We start from the raw sequence: 12394 nt of genomic DNA on the forward strand, positions 1-12394 counted from the left end.
ATTCTTTAGCATTTAGCCAAGTTTAACTTGGCTAAACACAATTTATTGACCCACTAAAACCATGGCAGGACGAAGTAAACGACCCGCTAGGGTATAGCCTTTTTGCAATACAGTGCCGACTTCACCCGCTTTTGCATCAGGAGCAATCCCTACGGCTTGATGAAAATCTGCATTAAAACCATGGTCAGTATCGACTACGACTACACCAAACTTCTCTAAAGTGGTAATTAGTGATTTCAATGTCAGTTCAACACCTTCGGAAAGTGCTGTTTTTTCGCCGCCCGTTGCAGCAATTGCGCGTTCAAGGTTGTCGACTGTATCCAAAAGCTCTTTTGCAATTTTCTCTAAAGCAAATTTTTTCGATGTATCTGCTTCACGCTCTAAACGCTCTTTGGTTTTTTCTGCTTCATATTTAGCATTTGCAGCAACCGCTTTTTCGTATTTCAGATTTTCAGTCAATGTTGTAATTTGAGCTTGTAAATCTTCAACATTCACTTCAGGTTGTTCTGTAGTAGATTGATGTTCTACGTTATCCGCTTGAATGTCTTGAGCTTGAATATCTTGAGTCTGATCGGTTTGCTCATTTGCCATGGAAGATCTCCGCTTAAATGGGTTTTTAAACATGTACAGTCCTTAAGGCATCAGTGTTAACCAAGTTAATGCTGAACTGCCATGAGTGTTTAATTCATCAATACACAAGAAATGTGGGCGACTCAGAATAATTCAAGTTAATAAACGGTTTATTTCATAAATAGAATGCACAAGCCGACCTAAAAACCTTTTATAGGTGTTTTAGTGTTTAATACGATCAGAGTAATATGTTAAAACGATAAATAGCTGAATCTGTTTGATTTACGTGATGTGTATCACATAATTTCATTGTTCAAAGTGAAAAGCAGATTATGTATATAAAAAAAATATAAAAACAGATAAAACAAGTCTTTCAGTTAAATGATGAGCAGCTGTATTATCTTTAACCAGATACTCACGCTGTAGTTTCTATTTATTTTTTGCTTTTGCATTTTCATAGCTCGTCCGACCTCCTTGGATGAGCTTTTTTTGTCTATGGTTTTTAAGATTACATTGTAAGCATATAGGGGTGAAATATTACCAATGTTATTGCTATCAGTGCCATTCGGACTATTTTATCTACCATAAACTCTACAAATTTCTCTATTATTTCAAGTTTAAATAAACGTTTACCAGAATGCTTTGAATTGATTTGATCTCAAAATTCCTATTTTACATTTTTGAGGGTTTCTTAACGGGATCACGTTAAAAGACGGACCAATTCTACACGCAAAAAAAAACAAACTTAGTAATGATAGGCACTCGAAGCTGAAGCAAGCTTTGATGTATTTATTTTGATGTATTGATTAAAGGAATATTGCGATGAATAAATTTGGTCTTTTATCTTTAGTATTAGCCAGTGCAAGTTTAACCATGGTGGGCTGTGCATCAACCCAGTCTCCTGAATCAGCACAATCAACGCCACAGACAGAAAGCCTAGATCATTCTGCGGCACAAAGTTCTTCAATTGAATCTAATACTCAAAATGGCGTTGCTGTACAAGCAGATCCAAGCTTAGAACAGGCTGAACCGGTGCAAGTGAGTCCTATGGGCGATGTTCCTGAGTCAACACAACCTGTTCAATAACGCTTTTAAGCGATGCTGGAAGAATAATGTTTAATCTAAGTGATTGAACTTAAAGCATAGACAGTAGGTTGGATGCCTCTACTGTCTATTTTTATTTATCAATCATCTAAAGTTTTAATTTGAAACTATTAGTCTCTTTCAATGTTTTAACCGAGTAGACATAAAGTTCAGAGCTAAAAAAGCCCAGTCATGATACTAGGCTTTACGTATCAAACTTTAGACCAGCTTAATCGTCTTTACGGTCACGGTCGCGCTGTTTTTTACGCTGATCATTGCGTTTTTCACGATTTTGTTCCCAACGTTTTCTGTCGTTATCCGCAGCTGGTTTTGCTCGGTCATTTTGATTCCAACGGTTTTGTCCTTGTTGGCGCTCTTTTTGAAGCTCACGTTGACGTTGCTCAATTTGTTTACGACGATCTTGCTCACGTTGAGCTTGTTTACGACGTTCAGCTTGATCACGCTGATTTCGGGTTTGGTTGTATTCACGTTGGCGACGTTCTTGTTCTAACCGCGCTTGATGAAGACGTTGCGCACGCTCACGTTCATAACGATTGCGGTCATTATCTCTATCGTAGTTACGATCATAATTTCGGTCGGAGCGATCATAACCATCTGAATAATAAGGACCATCATCAGGGAATGCGACACATCCCACCGCAAGGACAGCTGTTGCTAACGAAATAAATAGTGCTTTAATCGCCATAGCGTTCACCTTTATATGGATGATCAGGAATAACAAAAAAAACCTGATATTTAAATATATAGTCAATGACAAGACTGCTAGGGTCAGATTAGCGTATCTTAGTTTTGTGTTTGTATATTCATATATAGACTTATATAACAATATAGTCAGTCAAATCCTGATCATGTAGAAAATATGAAGAGTAAGGGTAGGGTCAACATGGGTTCAATCAATAAAAAACTACAACACTTATTAGAAAATGGACAGGGGGCTGCAGGACGCGCACTCGATCGACTACCACAATTGGCTCAAGAGTCTTTGGTGAAACTACTCGGCTACCCTTATCAATATCCAGAATTAGACAGTTTTACCAAATGTTTGATGGCAGCCCAACTCAAACAAGGCAAATCTGGTTTTATTGGTGAAAATGTTGATTATTCACGTAAAGCCTTCGAAGCTCAGATCAAATCGCTCACACATCAGTCAACGGACGTGGCGTATATCGAAGATCTGCGTTTACCTTTGCAAAGCGGTAGTATTTTTGCCCGGCATTATCATCCTGCACCTACTAAAAAATTACCTATGATCGTGTTTTATCATGGCGGTGGTTTTGTTGTGGGTAGCGTTAATACCCATGACGAGGTCTGTCGCCTACTTGCTGTTCATGCGAAAGCCCAAGTCTTGAGTATTGAGTATCCACTTGCTCCCGAAGTTTCACCTAAAGCGTTGATCCAATCGTGTGAAGATGCGCTGGCATGGGTCTATCAAAATCGCCGTCAATTCAAAATTCTAAAAAATAGAATTGCGGTTGCAGGTGACAGTGCGGGGGGTAATATTAGTGCTGTAGTGTCTCAAAGAGCTGCCTCTGCCAGTTATGCACCGCAAGCGCAATTATTGATTTATCCGGCTGTGGATTTTAAAAGTCGTCATCCTTCTTTTTATGCTTATAAAGATGGTTTGGTGCTCACGGGTACAGATATCGACTTTGTTACTGACTACTATGTTACACGTCATCAGGTGGCTTTAGATGATCCGCTGATTTCTCCAATCAATGGCAATTTGAAAAAACAGCCACCAGCTTATGTGATTACTGCAGGACATGATGTTCTGCATGATGAAGGCAAAATATACGCGTATAAATTGCGTCAGAACGGCACTAAAGTGATTTATCAAGATTACGAAGATCAAACCCATGGCTTTATCAATATGACCTTGATTTCAAGTAAGGCCAAAAAGAATGTCATTGAAATCGGTCGTGAGTTTAGAAAATTTTGGGACAAGGTGAGTTAAGGTATATAGAGACTCAATGGTTAGTAAGATCAAACCTTAAATTTCTGATGTCGGTGTTATAAAGGTATGCGATTTTAAAGACGCACATGGATGACCCCACGTGCGTCTTTTTTATCTATATAGCTTTGATCTGTCGAATACTAAATAAAGAAAACAATGATGATGAACAAAATGATAAAAATAGTGATGAAAACAAAAGCACGCTTTATTTTCAAAGCTAAATCGATAAGATAAGAAAATCTTAAAATTTGAATAGGCAATGTATATGTTAAATAAACTGGCTTTAGGGCTGACCGTAGCCATCAGTAGTTCAATGCTGATGGCTGCCAATACGCAGATGCAAATTAAAACCACCATGGGCAACATCGACATTGAACTGTTGGATGACAAAGCGCCGATTTCTGTGAAGAACTTTAAAAGCTATGTTCAATCCAACTTCTATAATGGCACGATCTTTCATCGTGTGATTCCTGGTTTTATGGTGCAGGGTGGGGGAATGGATGCGAAAATGATTGAGAAGCAAACCAAAGCACCTATTCAAAATGAATCAAATAACGGTTTGAAGAATGAGCGTGGTACTTTGGCCATGGCACGTACCAATAACCCAAACTCTGCAAGCAGTCAGTTCTTTATTAATGTGGCAAACAATGACTTTTTAAATAAAGCACCTGGAAATGCAGGGTATGCAGTATTTGCAAAAGTGACAAAGGGTATGGATGTGGTGGATAAAATCGTGAAAGTCCCGACTGGTCGTTATGGAATGCATCAAGATGTACCCAAAAATCCAGTAAAAATCCTACGTGTGACCATGAATGCACCCGTGAAGAAATAAAATTGGAAAATAAAGCAGAAATATTTTTGTCATATTTCTGCTTTATAATTATAGGTTTAGCTTAATCTTAGTATAATAATGAACCATTATGGTGCATAAAAATAGAACACTCAATAAAACAATCAGTTAAAAGCGCTTGCAATGATTCTGAAATCCTCTAGAATGCACCCATACCGACGAGATAGACGGAAGCGAACGAAGCTGATTGGCTGAGTTGTTAAGTTTATTGAAGTCCAGCTTCTAGCACTGACGAGGTGTTAGAAAGATCATTAAGAGATTATGAAGAACAACTTGTGTGGATTTTTACTGATTGATCGATCGAAATTATTTTCATTGATTTACTGGTAGAAATTACTCGAAGTTTATTTGAGAAATATTTGTCAGAAGATTGATGAGCCAAGATTGGTACCCTTTAAGGTACTAAGCAATATTAAACTGAAGAGTTTGATCATGGCTCAGATTGAACGCTGGCGGCAGGCTTAACACATGCAAGTCGAGCGGGGGAAGGTAGCTTGCTACCTAACTTAGCGGCGGACGGGTGAGTAATACTTAGGAATCTGCCTATTAGTGGGGGACAACAGTTGGAAACGACTGCTAATACCGCATACGCCCTACGGGGGAAAGCAGGGGATCTTCGGACCTTGCGCTAATAGATGAGCCTAAGTCGGATTAGCTAGTTGGTGGGGTAAAGGCCTACCAAGGCGACGATCTGTAGCGGGTCTGAGAGGATGATCCGCCACACTGGGACTGAGACACGGCCCAGACTCCTACGGGAGGCAGCAGTGGGGAATATTGGACAATGGGGGGAACCCTGATCCAGCCATGCCGCGTGTGTGAAGAAGGCCTTTTGGTTGTAAAGCACTTTAAGCGAGGAGGAGGCTACTTGGATTAATACTCTGAGATAGTGGACGTTACTCGCAGAATAAGCACCGGCTAACTCTGTGCCAGCAGCCGCGGTAATACAGAGGGTGCAAGCGTTAATCGGATTTACTGGGCGTAAAGCGTGCGTAGGTGGCCAATTAAGTCAAATGTGAAATCCCTGAGCTTAACTTAGGAATTGCATTCGATACTGGTTGGCTAGAGTATGGGAGAGGATGGTAGAATTCCAGGTGTAGCGGTGAAATGCGTAGAGATCTGGAGGAATACCGATGGCGAAGGCAGCCATCTGGCCTAATACTGACACTGAGGTACGAAAGCATGGGGAGCAAACAGGATTAGATACCCTGGTAGTCCATGCCGTAAACGATGTCTACTAGCCGTTGGGGTCTTTGAGACTTTAGTGGCGCAGCTAACGCGATAAGTAGACCGCCTGGGGAGTACGGTCGCAAGACTAAAACTCAAATGAATTGACGGGGGCCCGCACAAGCGGTGGAGCATGTGGTTTAATTCGATGCAACGCGAAGAACCTTACCTGGTCTTGACATACAGAGAACTTTCCAGAGATGGATTGGTGCCTTCGGGAACTCTGATACAGGTGCTGCATGGCTGTCGTCAGCTCGTGTCGTGAGATGTTGGGTTAAGTCCCGCAACGAGCGCAACCCTTTTCCTTATTTGCCAGCGGGTTAAGCCGGGAACTTTAAGGATACTGCCAGTGACAAACTGGAGGAAGGCGGGGACGACGTCAAGTCATCATGGCCCTTACGACCAGGGCTACACACGTGCTACAATGGTCGGTACAAAGGGTTGCTACCTAGCGATAGGATGCTAATCTCAAAAAGCCGATCGTAGTCCGGATTGGAGTCTGCAACTCGACTCCATGAAGTCGGAATCGCTAGTAATCGCGGATCAGAATGCCGCGGTGAATACGTTCCCGGGCCTTGTACACACCGCCCGTCACACCATGGGAGTTTGTTGCACCAGAAGTAGGTAGTCTAACCTTAGGGGGGACGCTTACCACGGTGTGGCCGATGACTGGGGTGAAGTCGTAACAAGGTAGCCGTAGGGGAACCTGCGGCTGGATCACCTCCTTAACGAAAGATTGACGATCGGTAAGAATCCACAACAAGTTGTTCTTCATGAAGATGTATCTGAGGGTCTGTAGCTCAGTTGGTTAGAGCACACGCTTGATAAGCGTGGGGTCACAAGTTCAAATCTTGTCAGACCCACCAATCTAACGAACGAAGATGAAGCAATTCATCGGAGTGAAGGATAAGAAGATATATCGAATCTATATGATAAGCTGGGGACTTAGCTTAGTTGGTAGAGCGCCTGCTTTGCACGCAGGAGGTCAACGGTTCGACTCCGTTAGTCTCCACCAAATTTCAAGACAAGAAAAGCATGCTTTTCCTTGAAATTTAAAGCAAGAAGCTATGCTTCGCGCAGGCTTTAATCAAACGAAGCGATGTTCGAATGCAAAACAAGCAAACAGCTAGATAGCTTATAGAGATTAACAAGTACAAGCATTAAGATATGCGGACTTGGTAATCTCTGTGATTTATCACAGTTTCTAGACCTGACGAAGGCTAGAGCAATCATTAACAGAATATATTTGAGTTGAAATAAATTGTTTAAGGCTCAGAACTAAATTGACATTGAATTGTTACACGCAAGTGAAACGATTGAATGAAAGTGAAGTGATGAGAAACTAGCGATTAACTGAATCAAGCGTTTTGGTATATGAATTAGATTGAAGCTATATAGTGTTTAAATACACGAAACAACGAACTGTATGAAGTAACGTAAGTGACTTCTGTCCTAGTACTGCTTGTAAAGTACTACGACTGTTTGGGGTTGTATAGTCAAGTAATTAAGTGCATGTGGTGGATGCCTTGGCAGTCAGAGGCGATGAAAGACGTAATAGCCTGCGATAAGCTCCGGGGAGGCGGCAAATATCCTGTGATCCGGAGATTTCTGAATGGGGAAACCCACTTACCATAAGGTAGGTATTGCAACATGAATACATAGTGTTGCAAGGCGAACGAGGGGAAGTGAAACATCTCAGTACCCTTAGGAAAAGAAATCAATTGAGATTCCCTTAGTAGCGGCGAGCGAACGGGGAAAAGCCCATTAAGTCATATAAGTTCTAGTGGAATGCTCTGGGAAGTGCAACCGTAGTGGGTGATAGTCCTGTACACGAAAGGGCTTATATGATGATGTCGAGTAGGGCGGGGCACGTGAAACCTTGTCTGAATATGGGGGGACCATCCTCCAAGGCTAAATACTCCTGACTGACCGATAGTGAACCAGTACCGTGAGGGAAAGGCGAAAAGAACCCCTGTGAGGGGAGTGAAATAGATCCTGAAACCGCATGCATACAAGCAGTGGGAGCCGGCATTGAGTCCGGTGACTGCGTACCTTTTGTATAATGGGTCAGCGACTTACATTCAGTAGCAAGGTTAACCGAATAGGGGAGCCGTAGAGAAATCGAGTCTTAATAGGGCGTTTAGTTGCTGGGTGTAGACCCGAAACCAGGCGATCTATCCATGAGCAGGTTGAAGGTTGGGTAACACTAACTGGAGGACCGAACCCACTGTCGTTGAAAAGCCAGGGGATGACTTGTGGATAGGGGTGAAAGGCTAATCAAGCCTGGTGATAGCTGGTTCTCCCCGAAAGCTATTTAGGTAGCGCCTCGGACGAATACCATTGGGGGTAGAGCACTGTTTCGGCTAGGGGGTCATCCCGACTTACCAAACCGATGCAAACTCCGAATACCAATGAGTACTATCCGGGAGACAGACTGCGGGTGCTAACGTCCGTAGTCAAGAGGAAAACAATCCAGACCGCCAGCTAAGGCCCCAAAATTATAGTTAAGTGGGAAACGATGTGGGAAGGCATAGACAGCTAGGAGGTTGGCTTAGAAGCAGCCATCCTTTAAAGAAAGCGTAATAGCTCACTAGTCGAGTCGGCCTGCGCGGAAGATGTAACGGGGCTAAAACTATATGCCGAAGCTGCGGATTTGCAATTTATTGCAAGTGGTAGGGGAGCGTTCTGTAAGCCGATGAAGGTGGATTGAGAAGTCTGCTGGAGGTATCAGAAGTGCGAATGCTGACGTGAGTAACGACAAAACGAGTGAAAAACTCGTTCGCTGAAAGACCAAGGGTTCCAGTCCAACGTTAATCGGGGCTGGGTGAGTCGACCCCTAAGGCGAGGCCGAGAGGCGTAGTCGATGGGAAATTGGTTAATATTCCAATACTTCTGTGTAATGCGATGAGAGGACGGAGAAGGTTAAGTCAGCCTGGCGTTGGTTGTCCAGGTGAAAGGTAGTAGGCATGCATCTTAGGCAAATCCGGGGTGCTCTATGCTGAGAACTGATAGCAAGCTAATTTATTAGCGAAGTGGCTGATACCATACTTCCAGGAAAAGTCTCTAAGCTTCAGTTACACAGGAATCGTACCCTAAACCGACACAGGTGGTCAGGTCGAGTAGACCAAAGCGCTTGAGAGAACTCTGCTGAAGGAACTAGGCAAAATGGTACCGTAACTTCGGGAGAAGGTACGCTGTCGACGGTGATGGAATTTACTTCCTGAGCTATTGATAGCCACAGAAACCAGGCCCCTGCAACTGTTTATTAAAAACATAGCACTCTGCAAACACGAAAGTGGACGTATAGGGTGTGATGCCTGCCCGGTGCTGGAAGGTTAATTGATGGGGTTAGCGTAAGCGAAGCTCTTGATCGAAGCCCCAGTAAACGGCGGCCGTAACTATAACGGTCCTAAGGTAGCGAAATTCCTTGTCGGGTAAGTTCCGACCTGCACGAATGGCATAATGATGGGGGCGCTGTCTCCAGCAGAGACTCAGTGAAATCGAATTCGCCGTGAAGATGCGGTGTACCCGCGGCTAGACGGAAAGACCCCGTGAACCTTTACTGCAGCTTGACATTGAACTTTGATCTTACTTGTGTAGGATAGGTGGGAGGCTTTGAAACTTGGACGCTAGTTCAAGTGGAGCCAATCTTGAAATACCACCCTGGTAATATTGAGGTTCTAACTCTGCTCCATAATCTGGAGCGAGGACCATGTCTGGTGGGTAGTTTGACTGGGGCGGTCTCCTCCTAAAGAGTAACGGAGGAGTACGAAGGTGCGCTCAGCGTGGTCGGAAATCACGCGTAGAGTATAAAGGCAAAAGCGCGCTTAACTGCGAGACCCACAAGTCGAGCAGGTACGAAAGTAGGTCTTAGTGATCCGGTGGTTCTGTATGGAAGGGCCATCGCTCAACGGATAAAAGGTACTCTGGGGATAACAGGCTGATACCGCCCAAGAGTTCATATCGACGGCGGTGTTTGGCACCTCGATGTCGGCTCATCTCATCCTGGGGCTGAAGCAGGTCCCAAGGGTATGGCTGTTCGCCATTTAAAGAGGTACGCGAGCTGGGTTTAGAACGTCGTGAGACAGTTCGGTCCCTATCTACCGTGGGCGTTGGAAATTTGAGAGGATCTGCTCCTAGTACGAGAGGACCAGAGTGGACGAACCTCTGGTGTACCGGTTGTGACGCCAGTCGCATCGCCGGGTAGCTATGTTCGGAAGGGATAACCGCTGAAAGCATCTAAGCGGGAAGCCTACCTCAAGATTAGATTTCCCTAGGACTATATGTCCTCTAAAGAGCCGTTGAAGACTACAACGTTGATAGGTTGGATGTGGAAGCATAGTGATATGTGAAGCTGACCAATACTAATTACTCGTGAGGCTTGACTATACAACACCCAAACAGTTGGTGTTGTTGATCTAATTGATACAAAAACCTTGATTTAGTAATCGCAAGTACCTAAACTGCAACTCAAATATTATTCTGTTAATAACTCTTTTGGTAGAACGCCTTGGCATCTAAATAAGACCAATGCAAGTATCCATAAACAGTTGTGCTGGCGACAATAGCAAGAGTGAACCACCTGATCCCTTCCCGAACTCAGAAGTGAAACCTCTTCGCGCTGATGGTAGTGTGGGGTTACCCATGTGAGAGTAAGTCATCGCCAGCTCATTAATTCCTAAAACACCCCCTTCATCTTAATGATGAAGGGGGTGTTTTTTTGCTTATGTTATAAGCCTTAATCATTTAAAACAGTGATTAGGTATATTGAATAACCCTAATGATCTAAGACTTAATTTTATTAATATATTTTGTGTATAAGAGTTATGTTTTTTATATATAAGTAGCTAATATTTATCATTTTTTATACTAATGTTTAATTTTTATTTCTGATTAATTGTGTGAAAGTTACATCATCTACTTCAGTATCCAAGTTTAGATGAGTAAGTAATGAAAATTAAATTCTTCACTTGATGGATCGCTATTCAATTTACCCGAAATACAAGCTCACAGGAGGTGAGGAATGACACATCAAGCAGTGAACGTCAATGATGTCATTGATCACGCAAAATTTACACCCTTTCATTTTAATGTGGTTGCATGGTGTTTACTGATCATTCTATTTGATGGTTATGATTTAGCCATCAATGGTGTGGTTTTACCCTTGCTTATGGATGAATGGGGACTGTCAGCAGTTCAAGCAGGTATGCTCGCAAGTACAGCGCTTGCTGGCATGATGTTCGGCGCAATGATTTTTGGCTCTTTGGCTGATAAAATTGGTCGTAAAAAAGTCATCATGATTTGTATTGTGTTGTTTAGTGGTCTCACCGCTGCAGGTGGTTTTGCCTCTAACCCAACAGAGTTTGGTATTTTGCGTTTTTTGGCTGGTCTTGGGATTGGTGGGGTAATGCCGAACCTTGTTGCACTGACTTCGGAATATGCACCCTTACGTAAACGTAGCACCTTGGTAACCACTATGTTCAGTGGTTATGCTGTAGGTGGTGTAATGGCCGCACTATTGGGTTCATGGTTTACGCCAAATTTTGGTTGGGAAATCATGTTCTTTATTGCAGGTATTCCTTTGTTGTTGTTACCTGTGATTTGGAAATTTTTACCTGAATCTTTAAGTTTTATTGTCAAAGCAGGGCAGCAAGATCAAGCACGTCAAATCGTGCGTCGTTTAGCGCCTGAAATGACAGTGACAAAAGAAACTATATTTCAACTGAATAAAGTTGATGTTCCTGAAGCTGCTAATGTGGTGAGCCTGTTCCGTCGTGGTCGTGCTGTAAATACAATCTTGTTTTGGATTGCATTCTTTAGCTGTTTATTGACCATGTATGCGCTGAGCAGTTGGTTACCGAAGCTCATGATGGCTGCAGGGTACTCAATGGATAACAGCTTGATGTTTATGATGGTGATGAACGTCGGTGCTGTGGTCGGCATTGTAGGGGGAGGGATTTTAGCGGATCGTTTCCATTTAAAACCTGTGCTGATGTGCCTTGGTATTATGGGTGCGATTGTCATGAGCTTAATGGGCTTCCAATCGAATCAATTCCTGCTCTATATTTTGGTGTTTTTGGCTGGTGCTGCGTCTATTGGTTCACAAATGTTACTCTATAGTTATGTTGCGCAGTTCTATCCCCTTGCTGTACGTTCGACAGGCATTGGTTGGGCTTCAGCGATTGGTCGTATGGGTGCGATTGTGGGTCCAATCTTAATTGGTGCGCTACTGGGCATGAATTTCCCCGCATATTTTAACTTTATTGCTGTCGGTTTTCCGGTACTGATTACTGCACTTGCTGTGGCTTTCATTATGAGTAACGATGAAGCAGATAAGATTAAAACCAGTACACATGTTGCAGTTAAAGCTTAGTTTTAGCAGTTGGTTAAAGCCTCCAATCATTGGGGGCTTTTTTATGTCTTCTAGATTTGATTCTGATTACTGATTTCAAAGAGACATTTCAGAATAAGTTCCAAATTGAAATATCTGAATACTTCGGCCTAAATAGCCTGCTTAAGCTTCTGTGTAGCTCCTCATAATTCTAAGCTTTACGCATAGATCGCAAATATAGAATCACTTTAATAACGTTGAAGTACATATACATTTCAAAAACCTAAAATGTAAATCGCTCTATTGGCTTCAATTTTTGTTTTGTATCGTTAAATATGCAAATGCACGTCTTCACATCTGG

Annotated in this window: 6 protein-coding genes, 2 tRNA genes and 3 rRNA genes; 9 read left to right on the forward strand and 2 right to left on the reverse strand. The window is 42.8% G+C overall.

Annotated features, from left to right (window positions below; genetic code table 11):
* Window positions 1-42: 42 nt before the first annotated feature.
* On the reverse strand, window positions 43-591 hold the full coding sequence (gene grpE, locus AMD27_RS00080; protein ID WP_067654678.1) for a nucleotide exchange factor GrpE: 549 nt from the start codon (window positions 589-591) through the stop codon (window positions 43-45).
* Window positions 592-1392: 801 nt separating this feature from the next.
* On the opposite strand from grpE, the gene AMD27_RS00085 reads away from it, so the two are divergent.
* On the forward strand, window positions 1393-1656 hold the full coding sequence (locus tag AMD27_RS00085; RefSeq protein ID WP_067654681.1) for a hypothetical protein: 264 nt from the start codon (window positions 1393-1395) through the stop codon (window positions 1654-1656).
* Between the two features lie 226 nt (window positions 1657-1882).
* On the opposite strand, the gene AMD27_RS00090 is transcribed toward AMD27_RS00085, so the two are convergent.
* Complete coding sequence (locus tag AMD27_RS00090; RefSeq protein ID WP_067654684.1) at window positions 1883-2359, reverse strand: hypothetical protein; 477 nt, start codon at window positions 2357-2359, stop codon at window positions 1883-1885.
* 198 nt (window positions 2360-2557) lie between these two features.
* Here AMD27_RS00090 and AMD27_RS00095 point away from each other — a divergent pair, with 198 nt between their 5' ends.
* From AMD27_RS00095 to AMD27_RS00130, 8 genes are all read left to right on the forward strand, one after another.
* Window positions 2558-3628 carry an alpha/beta hydrolase gene (locus AMD27_RS00095; protein WP_067654687.1) on the forward strand — a complete coding sequence of 357 codons (1071 nt, stop codon included), beginning with the start codon at window positions 2558-2560 and terminating at the stop codon, window positions 3626-3628.
* A 265-nt stretch (window positions 3629-3893) separates the two neighbouring features.
* Window positions 3894-4460 (forward strand): peptidylprolyl isomerase, encoded by a 567-nt coding sequence (locus tag AMD27_RS00100; protein ID WP_067654690.1) that lies wholly within the window; start codon window positions 3894-3896, stop codon window positions 4458-4460.
* 432 nt (window positions 4461-4892) lie between these two features.
* Window positions 4893-6430 (forward strand): 16S ribosomal RNA (locus AMD27_RS00105).
* Window positions 6431-6491: 61 nt separating this feature from the next.
* Window positions 6492-6568: transfer RNA gene (locus AMD27_RS00110), tRNA-Ile, on the forward strand.
* A 73-nt stretch (window positions 6569-6641) separates the two neighbouring features.
* Window positions 6642-6717, forward strand: a tRNA-Ala gene (locus tag AMD27_RS00115).
* Between the two features lie 479 nt (window positions 6718-7196).
* Window positions 7197-10091 (forward strand): 23S ribosomal RNA (locus AMD27_RS00120).
* Between the two features lie 165 nt (window positions 10092-10256).
* Window positions 10257-10371: ribosomal RNA gene (rrf, locus tag AMD27_RS00125) — 5S ribosomal RNA — on the forward strand.
* Together the 16S, 23S and 5S rRNA genes with 2 tRNA genes alongside form the textbook arrangement of a ribosomal RNA operon.
* 354 nt (window positions 10372-10725) lie before the next feature.
* The gene (locus tag AMD27_RS00130; protein WP_067654693.1) at window positions 10726-12075 is read left to right on the forward strand and encodes an aromatic acid/H+ symport family MFS transporter; all 1350 of its coding nucleotides are present in this window, start codon (window positions 10726-10728) and stop codon (window positions 12073-12075) included.
* Window positions 12076-12394 lie beyond the last annotated feature (319 nt).

The sequence above is a fragment of the Acinetobacter sp. TGL-Y2 genome, assembly GCF_001612555.1.
Lineage (GTDB): Bacteria > Pseudomonadota > Gammaproteobacteria > Pseudomonadales > Moraxellaceae > Acinetobacter.